At 38.0% G+C, this 18,181-nt stretch carries 19 protein-coding genes; 15 read left to right on the top strand and 4 right to left on the bottom strand.

Annotation, left to right across the window (positions count from 1 at the left end):
• Positions 1-19 precede the first annotated feature (19 nt).
• Both CHB68_RS09570 and CHB68_RS09575 read right to left on the bottom strand, forming a co-directional pair.
• Positions 20-790 carry a hypothetical protein gene (locus CHB68_RS09570; RefSeq protein WP_089260671.1) on the bottom strand — a complete coding sequence of 257 codons (771 nt, stop codon included), beginning with the start codon at positions 788-790 and terminating at the stop codon, positions 20-22.
• A gap of 63 nt (positions 791-853) precedes the next feature.
• Positions 854-1,258 (bottom strand): HYC_CC_PP family protein, encoded by a 405-nt coding sequence (locus tag CHB68_RS09575; protein ID WP_245838903.1) that lies wholly within the window; start codon positions 1,256-1,258, stop codon positions 854-856.
• A gap of 221 nt (positions 1,259-1,479) precedes the next feature.
• On the opposite strand from CHB68_RS09575, the gene CHB68_RS09580 reads away from it, so the two are divergent.
• The 8 genes from CHB68_RS09580 (at position 1,480) to rodA (ending at position 10,452) form a co-directional block, all read left to right on the top strand.
• The gene (locus CHB68_RS09580; protein ID WP_089260672.1) at positions 1,480-2,574 is read left to right on the top strand and encodes a hypothetical protein; all 1,095 of its coding nucleotides are present in this window, start codon (positions 1,480-1,482) and stop codon (positions 2,572-2,574) included.
• Positions 2,575-2,685: 111 nt separating this feature from the next.
• Positions 2,686-3,135, top strand: a complete 450-nt coding sequence (locus tag CHB68_RS09585) for a GAF domain-containing protein (RefSeq protein WP_089260673.1) — start codon at positions 2,686-2,688, stop codon at positions 3,133-3,135.
• Between the two features lie 92 nt (positions 3,136-3,227).
• On the top strand, positions 3,228-4,760 hold the full coding sequence (gene purH / locus CHB68_RS09590) for a bifunctional phosphoribosylaminoimidazolecarboxamide formyltransferase/IMP cyclohydrolase (protein ID WP_089260674.1): 1,533 nt from the start codon (positions 3,228-3,230) through the stop codon (positions 4,758-4,760).
• A gap of 56 nt (positions 4,761-4,816) precedes the next feature.
• Complete coding sequence (locus tag CHB68_RS09595) at positions 4,817-5,845, top strand: rod shape-determining protein (protein WP_027066022.1); 1,029 nt, start codon at positions 4,817-4,819, stop codon at positions 5,843-5,845.
• 145 nt (positions 5,846-5,990) lie between these two features.
• Positions 5,991-6,815 (top strand): rod shape-determining protein MreC, encoded by an 825-nt coding sequence (gene mreC, locus CHB68_RS09600; RefSeq protein WP_089260675.1) that lies wholly within the window; start codon positions 5,991-5,993, stop codon positions 6,813-6,815.
• Positions 6,805-7,314, top strand: coding sequence for a rod shape-determining protein MreD (gene mreD / locus CHB68_RS09605; protein WP_089260676.1), 510 nt, complete (start codon positions 6,805-6,807; stop codon positions 7,312-7,314). The genes mreC and mreD overlap by 11 nt, the downstream gene beginning before the upstream one ends.
• On the top strand, positions 7,311-9,179 hold the full coding sequence (gene mrdA / locus CHB68_RS09610; RefSeq protein WP_089260677.1) for a penicillin-binding protein 2: 1,869 nt from the start codon (positions 7,311-7,313) through the stop codon (positions 9,177-9,179). The genes mreD and mrdA overlap by 4 nt, the downstream gene beginning before the upstream one ends.
• Positions 9,169-10,452, top strand: coding sequence for a rod shape-determining protein RodA (gene rodA / locus CHB68_RS09615; RefSeq protein ID WP_089260678.1), 1,284 nt, complete (start codon positions 9,169-9,171; stop codon positions 10,450-10,452). The genes mrdA and rodA overlap by 11 nt, the downstream gene beginning before the upstream one ends.
• Here rodA and CHB68_RS09620 read toward each other — a convergent pair.
• On the bottom strand, positions 10,449-11,261 hold the full coding sequence (locus tag CHB68_RS09620) for a DNA/RNA non-specific endonuclease (protein WP_089260679.1): 813 nt from the start codon (positions 11,259-11,261) through the stop codon (positions 10,449-10,451). The genes rodA and CHB68_RS09620 overlap by 4 nt on opposite strands.
• A gap of 91 nt (positions 11,262-11,352) precedes the next feature.
• On the opposite strand from CHB68_RS09620, the gene msrB reads away from it, so the two are divergent.
• The 3 genes from msrB to CHB68_RS09635 all read left to right on the top strand — a co-directional run bounded on the left by msrB (position 11,353) and on the right by CHB68_RS09635 (position 12,876).
• Positions 11,353-11,811: a peptide-methionine (R)-S-oxide reductase MsrB gene (gene msrB / locus CHB68_RS09625; RefSeq protein ID WP_089261238.1), complete on the top strand. Its 459-nt coding sequence runs from the start codon at positions 11,353-11,355 to the stop codon at positions 11,809-11,811.
• Entirely contained in the window at positions 11,804-12,343 is a 540-nt protein-coding gene (msrA, locus tag CHB68_RS09630; RefSeq protein WP_089260680.1) for a peptide-methionine (S)-S-oxide reductase MsrA, read from the top strand. Before msrB ends, msrA begins: the two co-directional genes overlap by 8 nt.
• A gap of 131 nt (positions 12,344-12,474) precedes the next feature.
• Positions 12,475-12,876: a DoxX family protein gene (locus CHB68_RS09635; RefSeq protein WP_089260681.1), complete on the top strand. Its 402-nt coding sequence runs from the start codon at positions 12,475-12,477 to the stop codon at positions 12,874-12,876.
• Positions 12,877-12,937: 61 nt separating this feature from the next.
• On the opposite strand, the gene CHB68_RS09640 is transcribed toward CHB68_RS09635, so the two are convergent.
• Positions 12,938-15,127 carry a carboxy terminal-processing peptidase gene (locus CHB68_RS09640; RefSeq protein ID WP_089261239.1) on the bottom strand — a complete coding sequence of 730 codons (2,190 nt, stop codon included), beginning with the start codon at positions 15,125-15,127 and terminating at the stop codon, positions 12,938-12,940.
• Between the two features lie 188 nt (positions 15,128-15,315).
• On the opposite strand from CHB68_RS09640, the gene surE reads away from it, so the two are divergent.
• The 4 genes from surE to CHB68_RS09660 all read left to right on the top strand — a co-directional run bounded on the left by surE (position 15,316) and on the right by CHB68_RS09660 (position 18,181).
• A complete protein-coding gene (gene surE, locus CHB68_RS09645; RefSeq protein WP_089260682.1) occupies positions 15,316-16,089 on the top strand; it encodes a 5'/3'-nucleotidase SurE in 774 nt (257 codons plus the stop codon).
• Between the two features lie 51 nt (positions 16,090-16,140).
• Positions 16,141-16,425 (top strand): hypothetical protein, encoded by a 285-nt coding sequence (locus CHB68_RS09650; protein ID WP_089260683.1) that lies wholly within the window; start codon positions 16,141-16,143, stop codon positions 16,423-16,425.
• Position 16,426: 1 nt separating this feature from the next.
• Positions 16,427-17,548, top strand: coding sequence for a lipid-A-disaccharide synthase (gene lpxB, locus CHB68_RS09655; RefSeq protein ID WP_089260684.1), 1,122 nt, complete (start codon positions 16,427-16,429; stop codon positions 17,546-17,548).
• Between the two features lie 69 nt (positions 17,549-17,617).
• Positions 17,618-18,181, top strand: a complete 564-nt coding sequence (locus tag CHB68_RS09660; protein ID WP_089260685.1) for a C40 family peptidase — start codon at positions 17,618-17,620, stop codon at positions 18,179-18,181.

An 18,181-nucleotide genomic window follows, 5' to 3' on the forward strand; every position in this document is an offset into this window, starting at 1 on the left:
TATGTTTTAAAAATTTTTATTAAAATGAATATCTAGAACCTAAAAACAGGCTATAGTTTAATTTACGACCTGCTTCAATATCGTTTACCAAAGGCACCTGTACAGCCAAGTCGAACGTAACATTCTTTCTTGCATACTGTAACCCTTGTGCGTACAACAATTGATACCAATCACGCTCTACCAGCCAAGAGTTGGTATATTCAAAATACAGATTGATTTGCTTATTAGGATACTGTGGTTTTAACAATGGAAGACCGAAACCAATTTTATGGGTCAAAGCATCCAAGCTACCATCGGGCACCCAATTATAGCCTAGTTCGTTAGAAATACCATATTTGAGCGATTCGTAACCTGCAACAATACCATAATATCCCGCATATTTGCCCGTACTTAAATCCATTACGTCCAATTCTTTACCAGTAGGCAGTGTTTGTAATGTTTTGGCTACCATTCTAAAGGTCTTGCCCGTACCATCTTTTCTAAAGAATTGATACTTACCCATTATTTTAATATCTGCTAAACTGCTACCACTCGGTCCGTTTTCAATATCATAATTTATATAAGGTAAATGTATTGCCACCAAAGAATTAGAAGTTGGCAAATAATGTAGCATTACCGGAACATAGGTAAAATCACCTCTTTCCGTATGCCGAATCTCTGTCAAGGTTTTTGCAGTAAAGCTACCGCCACCCAACATAATGGGTTTATCGGCAGTAATAGGAGGACCTTGTGCCTCACAATATTGTATCCCAAATAGGATAATGGCTAAAAGCCAAGTAAAATTTTTCATTGAATGTTAGATTTGATTCAAAAATGTGTGAACGCAAAAAAGCGACGTATAACACGTTTTAAATCAAATCAAAAAAACTTGGTGCAGTATATTCAAATCTTCTGCCAATATGGGCGGAGGATAGGAATCAAGAACAATTTTCTTATCTGTAGACTCTTGAAATAAGTTTAAATAAGAAGTTGTGAAGGAAATTAAGAATACTTGTTGAGAGAAATCTAAATTGAACGTATCATGGTTTAAATCATCTTGACCTTGCATGGTAAAAGATTCATCATCACAACAATGCTTTTCATATTGCGATGCATCATCCAATAAAGCCAAACCGGCTTCCATACCGCAATCTTCGGCGGAATGAAAAAAGGCTATATCCAAAACACGGCCCATGCATAAATGTTTTTCTACTGTCCATGAAATAGTGGACAGCAGCAACAGCAATGCCATTGCAACGGAAAAAAATTTATGTAGCATATTCCTCATCGCGGTAAAATTACAAAATAATCAACATTTAACATCCTTAATACCATTTCTTTAACGAAACATTGTAGAACCTATTTCCATTTTCCCGCTTTACACATTAAAAAAACCCATAAGCGTATACGATTAGCAGTGATTTTAAGTTTAAAGAGTAACACAAATATTAAATAACCATTATTAACATTTAAAAACACTAATCATTTTAAATTAAAATTATGAGAAAACAATTAAAGTATACTTTTTTAATATGCACCATTGCTTTATTTATAGGCAGTTGTAGTTCTGATGACGGCTCTGTTTTTGACACACCTATTCCTGACAATACCGATGGGGCGGACGATGGCGACAATGAAGAGCCGGAAGTGGCCACTTTGGTCTTTAATGAGGCAGACCCATCTAACAATCAAATATCAGCATCTGCCAATGGTGAAGTAGGCACTACGGTACCGGGCAGGGTTATTTTTACATCAGATGCAACTACACAGCGCAGAATGTATATTACACAAAATATTTCCGGACAAGGAGAAATGCCATTTAGCGCGTTTGATCTTGTCAGTGAAGATTTAAGTAAAGTTTTAAAACCTGACGGATCTATAGATTTAGATGGTGCATCCAAAAAAGAAATTGACTTTACATTTTCCCTACCGGTGCCGGACATTGATAACGGAGAGATCGTCTACACTTTTTGGACCACAACAGGAAAAGGAGATTTTAGGGATACCACCAAAAGATTGGCTTTAGGTGCAGGTACCATTACCGTAACGGTCGGAACAGGAACCAACCCTACTGCAGAGGTAAGGGAATTTAACGAAGTAAAATTATTTGCCCCGGATGTGAACGGAAATACGGAAACTTTCTTTTCCCTTTTAAACGAAACGGTCTATAAGGTTAATGTAGGTCGCGAATTTAGGGCGTTCTGGGATTTTGGATATTATTACGGTGCCTCTGGCGTATCTGCAGATGACAATGCTTCCTTTTCCTCTACAGAACAGTATGATGCTAATTTTGGATTTCCGGTAGAAGGACTTCAACCGGGTGAAGACGAGGAAAATGCGGAAACAGAAACTCTTAACCAAATGTTCTTTGCTTCTTCTGATTTGGATGTAACGGCCTTTGATGCAATAACCCTTTCTGGGGAGCTTGATTTCATTGCTAGTTCAAATACCCAAAAAATTACCAATCTTAGCGTTGGCGATGTGGTAGAGTTTGTAGATAACTATGGTAAAAAAGGGTTGATCAAGGTTACTGCGATCCAACCAGGATTTGGCAATAATGACTTTATTGAATTCAGTGTCAAGATACAGCCATAACCCAACAAAATATAAACAAGTCTTAAAGAGAGGATGCCTTACGCATCCTCTCTTTTATTTTAAAAAAGACGGGGCTTATTGCATACAATATGTATTTTTGCCAAAAAAAATATGTTCAGCTCACTACGCCCTCAAGTTAGTTCCATTATAGACTCCAACACCACCAAAGAAGCCAAAATGCAGGCCATTTGTGAACTTTTAAAAGAAGAGGTTCCTCATTATGACTGGGTAGGTTTTTATTTTAAAAATGGCGATAAGAGAGAATTAAAACTTGGACCATACGCGGGAGAACCTACGGACCACACCATTATTCCTTTTGGAAAGGGCATTTGTGGGCAAGTAGCCGAAAGCAACGAGAATTTTGTTGTACCCGACGTACAGGCCCAGGACAACTACATTGCTTGCAGTATTACCGTAAAATCCGAAATTGTAATACCCATGTTCGTCAACGGAGAAAACATTGGACAAATAGATATTGACTCTAACACCCCCGATCCCTTTACCAAGGCAGATGAGGCTTTTTTGGAATTCGTAAATTTTGAAGTGGCCAAAATTCTTTAAAACTTTAGTCCTTTTGTTGATAAACTAGCTCATTTAATACGTGTAAAAAAATTACTTTTGCTTGCTTATTAAAAACATTTAAGCACCATACAATGAGCAGTGTAAAAAAAGCATCTTCAGCCTTAATTTCAGTTTTCCATAAAGACGGTTTAGAGCCAATTGTTAAGAAATTCCAAGAATTGGGAATTACTATTTACTCTACCGGAGGTACTGAAAAATTCATTAAAGATTTAGGAATAGATGTTGTTCCCGTAGAAGATGTCACCAGCTACCCGTCTATACTTGGCGGAAGGGTAAAAACCTTGCACCCAAAGGTTTTTGGCGGTATTTTGAACAGACAGGATAACGAAAGTGACGTTGCACAATTGGCGGAATTTGAAATTCCTCAAATAGATATTGTCATCGTAGATCTTTACCCATTTGAAAAAACGGTTGCAAGTGGTGCTCCAGAACAAGATATTATAGAAAAAATTGATATTGGCGGTATTTCGTTGATCCGTGCGGCGGCCAAAAACTTTAAGGATGTAATCTGTGTCTCCTCCATGGAAGACTATACCGACTTTTTAGAGGTTGTTTCTGCCGATAACGGAAATATTAGCTTAGAGGACAGAAAGCGTTTTGCCGCAAAAGCATTCAACGTTTCCTCACATTATGACACTGCTATCTTCAATTACTTTAACCAAAACCATGACCTAGCGGCCTTGAAAATCAGTGAAACTCAAGGTAAGGTATTGCGCTATGGAGAAAATCCGCATCAAAAAGGATTCTTTTTTGGTGATTTTGATGCCATGTTCTCTAAACTACACGGTAAGGAATTATCCTATAACAATTTATTAGATGTTGATGCTGCGGTAAACTTAATGCTTGAGTTTAAAAACGACGAACCAACTTTTGCCATTCTAAAGCATAACAATGCTTGTGGACTTGCACAACGCAATTCCTTGCACCAAGCGTACGTAGATGCTTTAGCCGGAGACCCAGTTTCCGCTTTCGGAGGTGTTTTAATCAGCAACAAGGAAATTGACAAAGCTACTGCCGAAGAAATTCACAAATTATTCTGTGAAGTAGTCATAGCACCAAACTATAACGCGGAGGCTTTGGAAATATTGAAAGGAAAGAAAAACAGGATTATCCTAATACAGAACGATGTTGAAATGCCACAAATGCAGGTAAGAACTTGCTTAAACGGTATGCTGTTACAGGAAAAAGACCATAAAACAGATTCAATCCAAGATTTAGCCAATGCTACGGATACAAAGCCAACAGATCAAGAGTTGGAAGATTTAATTTTTGCATCCAAACTTTGCAAACACACAAAATCCAATACCATTGTCCTGGCCAAGAACAAACAACTTTGCGCAAGCGGTACCGGACAGACCAGTAGAGTTGATGCATTGAACCAAGCCATTCATAAAGCACAGTCGTTTAATTTTGACCTCAACGGTGCTGTTATGGCCAGTGATGCATTTTTTCCTTTCCCAGATTGCGTTGAAATTGCGGACAAGGCCGGTATTACCAGTGTAATACAGCCTGGTGGTTCTATCAAGGACCAATTAAGCATTGATTATTGCAATGAACATAAAATTTCAATGGTGATGACGGGTACGCGTCATTTCAAGCATTAATTTCATTACTTTTGTCGATGAAATACACCCTTTTATCTAAAATTTAAACATCACATATGGGATTTTTTGATTTCTTGACCGAGGAAATAGCTATAGATTTAGGTACAGCGAACACCCTTATCATCCATAATGACAAAGTTGTTGTCGATAGCCCATCCATCGTTGCCAGAGATAGAATTAGCGGAAAAATTATTGCAGTTGGTAAGGAAGCCAACATGATGCAAGGAAAAACCCATGAAAACATTAAGACCATTAGACCGTTGAAAGATGGTGTAATTGCAGATTTTGATGCATCTGAAAAGATGTTGATGATGTTTATCAAGAACATACCTGCATTAAAGAAAAAATGGTTTCCACCAGCATTACGTTTGGTAATTTGTATTCCTAGTGGTATTACCGAAGTAGAAATGCGTGCGGTAAAAGAATCTGCTGAACGTGTTAACGGTAAAGAGGTATACTTAATTCATGAACCAATGGCTGCCGCAATAGGTATTGGTTTAGATATTATGCAACCAAAAGGTAATATGATTGTAGATATAGGTGGTGGTACCACTGAAATTGCAGTTATAGCATTAGGAGGTATCGTTTGTGATAAATCGGTTAAAATTGCAGGTGATGTCTTTACCAATGATATCATTTACTACATGCGTACGCAACACAATTTATATGTAGGTGAAAGTACTGCGGAGGCCATTAAGATTGAAATAGGTTCCGCGACGGAAGATTTACAGTCCCCACCAGATGAGAAATCGGTGCAAGGGCGCGATCTGTTGACCGGTAAACCAAAACAAGTTCAGATTTCCTATAGGGAAATTGCAAAGGCCTTGGATAAATCCATCCTACGTGTAGAGGATGCCGTTATGGAAACTTTATCCCAAACTCCGCCAGAATTGGCTGCGGATATCTATAATACTGGTATATATCTTGCCGGTGGTGGTTCCATGCTAAGAGGACTTGATAGGAGGTTATCCCAAAAAACAGATTTACCCGTATATATTGCAGAAGACCCGTTACGTGCCGTTGTACGTGGAACCGGTATTGCATTAAAAAATCTAGAACGTTATAAAAGTATTCTAATCAAGTAATATTTGGTTATTTTTAAAGGGGCAATTGGTATTTAGGCCAGCAAAGCTTTTTAAATTGCCCAAGACCATATCACAATGATTAACGAACGATTTCTAAAATTTCCCTGAAAGGAAATTCTATAATCGATTAAAAATATAGGGGTGAATGCAGCAGATCATAAATTTTATAATTAGGTATAAAACCTTTTTGCTATACTTTTTCCTGTTAGTGATATCCTTGATCTTTACGTTCCAATCCCATTCATACCATCAATCCAAATTTTTAAATTCATCCAATTACCTTACCGGCAGTATCTATTCCTTCTCGGATAATATCAGCTCCTATTTTGGACTAAGGGAGGAAAATAATCGGTTGGTAGAGGAAAACAGAAGGCTTCGTAACAAACTGTTCAACTCAACACTTTTGACCACTACTTCCTTGGATTCAACGTCCAATGACTATGAAGTAATCAAAGGTAGGGTCATCAATAACAGTTATGCCGATCAGCGCAACTATATCACTATAGACAAAGGCCTTAACGATAGCGTTGCACAGGATATGGGCGTCATAACGGATAAAGGTATCTTGGGAATAGTAGAGAACACATCTAATAATTTTGCCACGGTACAGAGTATATTGAGCGAACGATCTACCATCAATGCAAAAATTAAAAACTCCAATCATTTTGGTTCTTTGGTGTGGGAAAACACACAAGATTACAATGTTGTACAGTTAATAGATATTCCTAGACTTGTTCCCCTTACCATTGGTGATACTATAGTTACAGGGGCTATGAGCAGTATCTTTCCCGAGAACATACCTATTGGAACCATAAAGAATTTTGACCTTGATAATTCTAAAAGTTTTTATTTTATTGATGTGGAACTTTTTAATGATATGACCAATATTGGCAATATTTATATCATCAAAAATCTAAACCGCAAAGAAGTATTGGAATTAGAAGCAGAAACACAGAACAATGATCAATAGCGGCTTCTTCCTTAACGTAACTAGATTTGTTTTACTGATACTGGTACAGGTATTGGTATTTAACAACCTCAACTTTTTTGGCTACATTAATCCGCTGATCTATATCCTTTTTCTTTACTGGTACCCTATAAAACAGAACAGGACCACCTTTATTGTCACCTGCTTTATTTTAGGATTGTTGGTAGATATTTTTTCTGACACATTGGCTATAAATGCAGCTGCAACGGTTACCATTGCTTATTTACGCCCTACTATTATGAGATTTGTTTTTGGGGTCAATTATGAATTCCAAAGTTTTAAGTTAAACAACAGTACCAAGGCACAACAATTTACGTTTTTAGCGTTATTAACTATAATACATCACTTGGTATACTTCACCTTGGAAATTTTTAGCTTTTCAAATAGCTTATTAATTTTGCAGAAAACCGTTACGGTGGGTATTGCCACATTGATTTTAAGTATTTTGTTCAGCACACTATTTAGCAGTAAAAAAGAATGAGAAAAATTCTTTTATCCTCTTTGATCATCCTTATAGCCATTGCGTTCCTGGGCAGGCTCTCCTATTTGCAAATATTCAGCTTTTCTACCGATCATATGTTGGACGATCCGGCAATCAAGGCCATTTATGATTATCCTGAAAGGGGTTATATCTATGATAGAAACGGAAAACTATTGGTGGGTAATGATCCAGCCTATGATGTAATGGTCATACCAAGGGAGGTAAAACCACTAGACACTTTGGAATTTTGTGGTCTTTTAGGAATTGATAAGGAGAAATTTATTGAAAAATTAAGAAAGGCCAGGGTATACTCGCCAAGGCTGCCTTCTGTTTTGGTACCACAGCTGTCCAAACAGGATTATGCCAAACTTCAAGAGAAAATGCGTAAATACACCGGATTTTATATCCAAAAGAGGTCTTTGCGTTATTATGATACCCCTAGTGCAGCCAATGTATTGGGATATATCAGTGAAGTAAATGAAGGAGATTTGGCCGTTAACAAATATTATGTTCAAGGTGAACTCAAAGGTCGTACCGGGGTAGAACGTTATTATGAAGATTTATTACGTGGAAGAAAAGGCGTACAATACATTCAAAAAGACCGATTTAATAGGGATATTGGTCCATATAAAAATGGTGCCTTGGACACCCTTCCGGAACAAGGAAAACAAATAAGCATAACCATAGATAAGACCTTACAGGAATATGGTGAAACACTTATGAACGGTAAAAGGGGCGGTATTGTAGCCATTGAACCTGCAACAGGGGAAATCCTTTCCATGATTTCCGGTCCTACATATGACCCTGCTTTATTGGTGGGTAGGGAACGGTCAAAAAATTATACAAAATTATATAATGACACCATTGCGAACCCAACATGGGATCGGTCTATTCATGCACAACAACCCCCGGGATCACCGTTTAAAACCTTAAATGCATTGATTGCCTTACAGGAAGGAGTTATTGATGAAAATACCAAGATCCAATGTTATAACGGTTTTTATGTTGGCCGAAAAAAGAAAGGGTGTCATTGTGGTGGAGGTCTACGTGATATACATAGTGGTATTTATGTGTCCTGTAATGCTTATTTTGCGGGCGCATTTAAAAAAATATATGAAAAATTTGATACCACGGACGAAGGTATGGATGTCTGGGAAAAGCACATGCGTAGCTTTGGTTTAGGAGATTATCTTGGGTATGACTTGCCATTTGGACAGAAAGGTAGAATACCGAGCAAGGAATATTACGATAAATGGTATGGAGACAACAGGTGGAGCGCGTCCTATATCATTTCTAACTCTATTGGTCAAGGGGAAATATTGGCAACTCCTGTTCAATTAGCGAATATGACCGCGGCCATAGCAAATAGGGGATATTATTTTACCCCCCATATCTTAAAAAAGATTGAAGGCAAGGAAATTACAGAACCACGGTTTACTGAAGCAAAGCATACCACTATTGACCCTAAATATTTTGAACCGGTCATTGAAGGCATGGCAGATGTGTATAAAAAAGGAACCGCAAGATGGCTTCAAATTCCGGACATAGAAATCGCGGGCAAAACAGGTACGGCAGAAAACTTTACAAAAATTAACGGTGTTCGCACACAGTTAACGGATCATTCCGTATTTGTTGCTTTTGCTCCTGTGGACGATCCTAAAATTGCCATTGCCGTATATATTGAAAATGGGTATTTTGGCTCCAGGTATGCCGGACACATTGCTTCCCTAATGATCGAAAAATATCTTAAGGGAGAAATTACCAGAACCGATTTGGAAAAACGAATGCTGGAAAAAACGTTGGAAGCAGAATATGCGAAACCCTACAGCGGGGAGGAGTTTAAAATTAACGAACGTGTCTGGTAGAAGTATCCTAAAACGTATAGACTGGTTAAGCGTATTCATTTATTTAGCGCTCGTTCTCATAGGATGGGTCAACATCTACTCCAGTACTTTTTCCGAAGAGCACGCCTCTATATTTGACTTTGGTACACTCTACGGCAAGCAACTTTTTTTTATAGGCGTTAGTTTAATAACCATTGTAATCATCTTGGCACTAGAGGTCAACTTCTATGAAAGGTTCTCAAGTGTATTGTACCTAATCTCAATGATATCGCTCCTTGGGTTGTTCGTGTTCGGTAAAACCATAGCCGGAGCAACATCATGGTATGACCTTGGCTTCTTTAACCTACAACCTTCAGAACTGGCAAAGGTGGCAACTGCTCTGGCTCTTGCCAAATACTTAAGCGATATACAGACCGATATAAAAAGACGCAAGGACCAACTCTATGCGCTGTTGATCATCTTAATACCGGCATTACTCATTATACCCCAGCCAGACCCCGGTAGTGCCCTGGTATTTTTCGCCCTTATCTTCGTCATTTTTAGGGAAGGACTACCGTTGTTCTATTTGGCCATTATCGTTAGTCTAATCCTAATTTTTGTAGTTACACTAAAATTTGGGACCGTATGGTTGATTATTGGACTTGCCCTTTTGATTATCCTGCTATTTGGGTTTAAAAGAAAAAGTTTTAAAATACCTGTAATACCTTTATCATTGGTGAGTATTGCGATAATCGTTTTTTCCTTATCTGTAAATTTTGTGTTCAATAATGTATTTGAACAGCGACATAGAGATCGTTTTAGCTTATGGCTTCGCCTAGAAAAAGATCCGGAAAAACTGGACCAAATACGAAAAACCATAGGGTATAACACGCATCAATCTGAAAAAGCAATAGAGTCTGGCGGTTTTTTTGGTAAAGGGTTTTTAGAAGGCACCAGGACAAAAGGAGATTTTGTACCGGAACAACATACCGATTATATTTTCAGTACAGTTGGCGAGGAATGGGGCTTTGTAGGAACCGCTACCGTTATTTTGCTGTTCACAACGCTCTTCCTTAGATTGATTTCCTTGGCGGAAAGGCAAAAAAATGCTTTTGCCAGAATGTATGGCTATGGCGTTATCTCCATATTGTTGATTCATTACTTCATTAATATAGGCATGGTTATTGGCGTATTGCCCACCATAGGCATTCCCTTGCCCTTTTTCAGTTATGGAGGCTCCGGATTACTGTTCTTTACAGTACTATTGTTCATTTTTTTACGATTGGACACCAATAGACTCAAGGAAAGTTTTTAAAACTTCCACCCCACTGTATTTGTAGTTGCCTCAAAGGCCTTTTGTTCATCAGGGGGCAATTCGGCAAAGAAATCTATTCCAGTTTCTTCTTCAATATCATCTATAGCCACCACAAAATTTCTTAATGGTAAAAATTGCGGTTTGTTGGGTATTAAAAATGAAATGGTATGTAACTTGTTATTTTTCTTACGGGCCACAATTTTATAAAAAGCGTTTGGTACATCTACGTCCTCTTCCCCTATTTCCTCCAATCCATTCTCCAAAACTCCTCCGGTAAAGATATATAATGAGCCATATTGTTTTGCCCAACGTCTTATCTGCTGTTCCAAATCGTTCCAAATACCGGCATTGAACTCCCTATCTTGCGGACTTACATTACTGGTATAGAACGTTTCGTCATACGCTTGTTTGGAAAATCTACGATCTCCTGCCGGAACTAAATGTCCACGGTCATAACCAGAACCCTTATAATTACGCCAATCGGCAGATTTTGAGGGAACAAATGGATCTTCCAAAAAATAAGGTCGCTTTCTATCGTCATAGGTTAAATGCCCTTTCTCCAATACGTAGGCCACCCATTCAGCTTGCTCAAAAGGTTCGTTATAAGATAAAGTAAAATAGGAATGGTGTACTATATCCCCAGTTGTAGAACTAGGGAGAAACGCTTTTGGAAAATTATTTTCCAAACCGGAAGTCTCTTTATTGGAATATGGCGCAGGCGTATAGAAATTTTCGAAAAGCCAAAATCCTACTATACAAATTAGTATAAGTACACTATAAATAGTTCTGTTTCCTTTATAATATGCCATGGGCCAAAATTACCGTAATTTTGTAAGAATAGCAGTAAATCATCGACCAATTAAACTAGCTATAAAGACTATCAAGAAAAAGAAAATTATGATGTTAACCTGGAAAGATATTATCCATTTTACCGTAAAAGGTAATCCTGAACCCGACCAAAGGGTAGAAAAATCAGCATCTGAATGGAAAGAACTATTGACCCCCGAACAGTTTAGGATTACAAGAAACAAAGGCACCGAAGCTCCACATTCCGGCGCATTATGTAGCGCTCATGAGGCGGGGAAATATGAATGTGTTTGCTGTGGTACACCATTGTTCGATTCCACTATAAAGTTTGAATCAGGAACAGGATGGCCAAGTTTTACGCAACCCATTAAGAAAAATGCCATTAAATACCATAAGGACAGTTCATTTGGTATGGTACGCGTAGAAGTATTGTGCAATACTTGCGATGCCCATTTAGGCCATGTATTTCCTGACGGTCCTGAGCCTAGCGGTTTACGCTATTGTATAAATTCCGAGTCTATGCAGTTACAAAAAGAAGAAGTTAATGAATAACAAATCTATGGAAACCGCAACGGTTGGTGGTGGATGCTTTTGGTGCACAGAAGCCGTTTTTCAAGAAGTAAAAGGAATAAAGGAGGTCATATCAGGATATACGGGAGGTACAGCCCCGGGCAAACCTACCTATAGGGAAATTTGTTCCGGACTTACCGGCCATGCAGAAGTGGTACAGGTAATTTTTGACCCTAGCGTAATTTCATATGATGATATCCTTCTTATTTTTATGACTACGCACGACCCTACAACATTGAACAGGCAAGGTGCCGATGCAGGAACACAATACCGTTCCGTTATCTATTACCATAATGAGGTACAAGAAAAAAAAGCACGTGCAATCATAAACGAACTACAAAATGTCTATGACAAACCTATTGTAACGGAAATTAGCCCATTGGGCACTTTTTACGAAGCCGAGGAGTATCACCAAGATTATTACAAGAACAATTCCGAGCAAGGTTATTGTCAAGTTGTAATCAACCCTAAATTGGCCAAATTACGTAAGCTTCACGCCGATAAACTTTTATAATAATATAGCACAGCGTTCATCTTTTAATAATTTCAACTGGTCTACAGCATTTTTTGATTCGCCTATAAAATCCTCAAAATTTTAAAGGCGAATTATATTTTGGGTGCTATTAACATATAAACCTACTTATTATGAAGACCCAAAAAACCGTTTACCTTGTTGCTTTAAGTCTTTTTTCGATTGCAATTATAGGCGCTATAATCAATTCTATTATCAATTATGAAGAGGTAGCCCATATCTTTATAAAACTTGGTTATCCAATTTACCTTATACATCTTTTAGGGGTATTTCAGACCATAGGACTGCTAATGATCATATTCAATAAAACACATTGGATATTGGAATGGGTCTATGCCGGTTTTTTCATGAACTTGATTCTTGGTGCGGTAGCACATTTGGCCATTAAGGACGGTAATGGGGCATCTGCAGTCATTTGTACCGTTCTACTTTTTATCACCTATATCTTAGGAAAAAGGGTACGTAATGAAGAAAATGAAATGGCTGTTCACAAATCATTTTATACACCCTATTAAAATAGTCCATAAAAAAAAGCCGCTGTATTTGGTACAGCGGCTTCTTTTTTATGATTTATTCTTAATTCTTTACACTGGCAAGTTTACCGTTCTTAATGTTGTTGATTTTTAAATCCTCCAATACATTTACGGCCTCTTCTACATAGACATCCTTGGCCAGGTTTTTATGCCATCTATCTCTCTTTTCACGTAAAACGGAGTCTTTTGTAAACAACTGCTCTTCATAACCCAAAGATTTAAAAGTAAGCTTGGAGTCATAGTCGGTCAATTTCTTGAAATAATCTGACTGCTCCTTATCCTTGATCTTTTCTTCTTTGTACGTATCGTAATTCAAGGAAATTTCGGTTTCATCCTGCTCTGCCTTAAGCCATTTTGCATTTTCCTCTATGAGTCTAATTTGCTCACTGGCCTCCATACGTTTTTTACTTTCGGCAATGGCCTTATCATAATCAATATAACCATCCCAAACTTTATAATCCGCTGCGGTAATCTTATCCCACCCTAACGGGTTGGACTGATCTCTTTCCCCTAGGTCAATATAGCTATACCTGTCCGGCACAACAATATCACTCTTAACACCTTCCAATTGGGTAGAACCACCGTTTATTCTATAAAACTTCTGGGTCGTAATTTTAATTGCTCCCAAATCGCCATGTTCGTTACTACGCAACATGTTATTTAGAGGAATAACATTCTGTACGGTACCCTTACCGAACGTTTGTTTGCTTCCAATTACTATGGCACGCTTATAATCCTGCATAGCGGCCGCCAATATTTCCGAAGCGGAAGCGGATAGCTCATTGACCAATATTACCAAAGGACCGTCCCATTGTATTCTTTCATCCTTATCATCATAGACATCTTTGCCCTTATCCTTAGAACGTACTTGAACAATTGGTCCGTCCTTAATGAAAAGACCGGCCATTTCAACTACGGTCTTCAAAGAACCGCCACCATTGTCACGCAAGTCTAGAATTAGACCTTCCATGCCTTCTTCCTTTAACCGTTCCACTTCCTTTGCTACATCAGTTGCAGCATTTCTTTCACTATAATCATTAAAATCCACATAAAATTTAGGAAGATTAATGATTCCAAATTTTTCATCACCCTTAATAATATTAGCAGATTTGGCATAGGATTCTTCCAGCTCTACTACATCCCTTGTTAAGGAAACCACTTCCAAGGAACCGTCTACTTTTCTAACGGTCAAATCAACGACCGTACCTTGGGCACCTTTGATCAATTTAATGGCATCGTCCAATCTCATACCAACAATATCAATAGGTTCTTCTCCATTTTGTCCAACCTTAATGATTTCATCACCCACCTCTAAACGTTGGTCTCGCCATACCGGTCCACCAGAGATAATTTCAACAATTTTAGCGCCTTCAGATTTTTTCTGAAGCCTTGCCCCAATTCCTTCAAACTTACCGGACATACTGGTATCAAATTTTTCCTTTTCCTCTGGAGCAAAATAAAAAGTATGGGGATCAAACTCATCTACAATGGTATTGATATATTGAACAAACCAATCCTTACGTTCCAGGTCGTCAACAAAATCAAAAAATTCGTCTAATGTAGTCTCGGTAGATTTTCTTGCTTCACGTTCCGCTTCCTCTGGAGTATGGGCGCTATGATCGTGATCATCATCCAATTTAACATTACTCAATTCCGTAACCGTTTGGCCATTTTCATGTGTTTTGTTTACGACCACTTCTTTTTCCATATGCGTGATTTTGGAATCATAGGTACCCAAAGTGGCATATTTCAACTGTTTTCTCCAACGTTCCTTTAATTCTTGACGATTTGCAGCAAAAGGCTCGTCCTCATATTTAATACTGATGCTTTCATTTACATCATAATCAAAAGGTTGTTGAAGGACTTCTTTATATATTTCCTTGGCATCGCCCATACGCTCCATCAATCTTTCATAAACAAGATTAAAAAATGTGATGTCCGTATTTTTTATTTCATCATCTATTTGATATTTATACTTTTCAAACTCCTTAATATCAGAAGCAATGAAGTACCGTTTTGTTGGATCGATCACATCAATGAAGTCCTCAAAAACGTTGACCGAAAAATCATCGTTTAAATCTTTTGGCTCATAATGTCCTTTTTCCAGTACATAGGATATCAGATCTAATAATAATTTATCCTTATCATCGTTTTCAAATGTTTTATTCGTAAAACTACATGAGGCTACCGCCACGAGCATCAATAACAGTACGTAAGCTAAATTTCTTTTCATAAAATTATCTTTTACCTTCCTTTTCAATATCTCTTTTTTTAGGTTACTTATGGCACTAATAGCCACTTAAGTCCCTAAGGTAAAGAAAAAACCATGCCAATTAATGTACAAGGAATTAATTTTTTGTTAAACGCCACAAGAGGCTTATCCTATAGAAAAACGTATTTTTACTTTAGAAAGTATATACAATGGCAAAACCCTTAATATTAGTTACCAATGATGACGGAATAACAGCGCCTGGTGTTAGAACGTTAATACATATTATGAAGAAAATTGGTGATGTAATCGTGGTGGCACCAGATAGTCCCCAATCTGGAATGGGCCACGCCATTACATTGGACAGTACGCTTTATGCGGAAAAACTAACGATTGATGAAGAAAGTGAAGGAATTCTAGAATATAGTTGCAGCGGTACACCTGCAGATTGTGTAAAATTGGCCCTGCAAGAACTTATGAAACGTAAACCCGATATTTGTGTGAGCGGCATTAACCATGGCTCTAACTCCTCTATTAACGTAATATATTCCGGTACTATGAGTGCCGCTATCGAAGCCGGTATAGAAGGTATCCCTGCCATTGGTTTTTCCTTGTGCGATTATAAATGGGAGGCAGATTTTTCCCAAGCCAAACAATTTGTGCAAACCATAGTGGAACAAGCCTTGCAGCACGGTATACCCAAAGGAACCGTTTTAAACGTCAATATTCCCAAATTAACAAAAGATGAGTTAAAGGGGGTTAAAGTATGCCGACAGGCAAGGGCCAATTGGAAAGAAAAATTCGATAAGAGAAAAAATCCTATGGGAAAAGACTATTACTGGCTAACCGGTGAATTTGAGTTATTGGACCAAGGTGAAGATACCGATGAGTGGGCACTGGCCAACGGTTATATCTCTGTTGTACCTACACAATTTGACCTTACCGCACATCATGCGGTACAAGAATTAAATTCCTGGAACTTTTAACCCGAACATCCATATTCAAAAGTTGAATATTTTTTTGTTTTATACATTATCATGAACACTAAAAAAGAAATTCTTATTGGCCTTGTTGTAGGTTTAATTGCCAATACGATCGGCACATTATTGTATATCCTATTATTTTCCAAATTAAGTATTGCGGAAACCTACGCCGCCGCAGTAGCACAGGATCATGTAGGTAGCCTATTGGCATTAGGTGCTATTTTAAACCTGATCGCTTTTTTTGGATTTTTAAGAATAAAAAGAGATAATAGGGCAAAAGGTGTATTAATGGCCACCCTGTTTACCGCTATTCTTATCCTGTATTACAAAGTCTTTTAAAATGAAGTATTATATCATTGCAGGGGAAGCGTCTGGCGATCTTCATGGGTCTAATCTCATTAAGGCCTTAATAGACCAAGATGAAAACGCCCAAATAAGATGTTGGGGAGGTGATTTAATGCAACAGGCTGGCGGCACCCTGGTAAAACATTACAAAGAACTTGCCTTTATGGGTTTTTTGGAGGTGATATTAAACCTTAATGCCATTTTTAAAAATATAAAATTCTGTAAACAGGATATTGCCGATTATCAACCTGACGCACTTATTTTCATTGACTATTCCGGCTTTAACCTTCGTATTGCCAAATGGGCAAAAGCACATGGTTTTTTAACGAATTATTACATTTCACCACAAATATGGGCGTCTAGGGAAGGTAGAATAGCCAAAATAAAGGCGACTGTGGACCACATGTACGTAATTTTACCTTTTGAAAAAGCTTTTTATGAAGGAAAACATCAATACCCGGTTCATTTTGTAGGCCACCCTCTTCTGGATGCTATTGCTAACAGACCAGAAGTTGACCCACGCAGCTTTAGAAACACTTACGGCCTGGACCCCGCCAAACCTATAATTGCCCTTTTACCGGGAAGCCGTAAGCAAGAAGTGCAAAAAATGCTGGCACTGATGCTTTCCTTAACAGAAGATTTTCTGGACCATGAATTTGTCATTGCAGGTGCGCCAAGTTTAGATGAGGACTTTTATGCTCCATTCCTAAACAATGTCAATGTAAAATTTGTACGAAACAAAACCTACGATCTTTTATCCATTTCAACCGCTGCTTTGGTAACAAGTGGCACGGCAACCTTGGAAACCGCACTATTTAAAGTACCACAAGTGGTTTGTTATAAAGCAAATTGGATTTCATATCAAATTGCAAAACGTATCATAACATTGGACTATATTTCCTTGGTGAATTTAATAATGCAAAAGGAAGTGGTTACCGAATTAATTCAGGATGACTTTACCAAACAGCGATTAAAAAAAGAACTTGCAGCCATTTTAAAAGGGAGCACAAGAACCAAACAATTGCAGGATTATGATGAGCTGATTTTAAAATTAGGAGGTGCCGGGGCAAGCGCTAAAGCTGCTACATTGATTATAGAACATGCCAAAAATAATTAGAAGCCCCACCATTTAATAATAATTCTATAATTTTGAAGTTACATCTATTAAAGGGAACTTCTTGTTTGTATGCGTAAATTAACGTGTTTTCTAATTATTTGCCTTGCCGTCAGTTGTGGGGTAAAAAAATCCAGTAGTTCTGACAAAGAGCGCAAAATTTCCGTAGCTGCCGCCCATAATGAAAGAACCGGCAATACTTCAGAAGTTGCAGAAACGAAAGTACATAACGACAGACCATCTACGTCCCATTCCAAGGCGGACAAAATAATCAATACGGCGCTTTCATTTTCCGGGGTACGTTATAAATTTGGCGGTACCACCAAAAAAGGAATGGATTGTTCCGGTCTTTTATATGTTTCCTTTGGGGAACATGATGTCCAATTACCCAGGACTTCCTATCATATGGCGGAAGAGGGCCATAGAGTGCCCGTGAAAAATATAGAAAAAGGTGATCTATTGTTTTTTAAGACTACCCGCGGATCTAAACGGATCAACCACGTAGGCATGGTTGTTGGTACCGATAATGATGAAATTACATTTATACACGCCTCTACCTCTAGAGGGGTTACCGTATCATCTCTACGTGACGGTTTTTGGAACCAAGCCTTTGTAAAAGCCACTAGAATCTTATAG

The sequence above is a fragment of the Maribacter sedimenticola genome (genome assembly GCF_900188415.1).
Lineage (GTDB): Bacteria > Bacteroidota > Bacteroidia > Flavobacteriales > Flavobacteriaceae > Maribacter > Maribacter sedimenticola.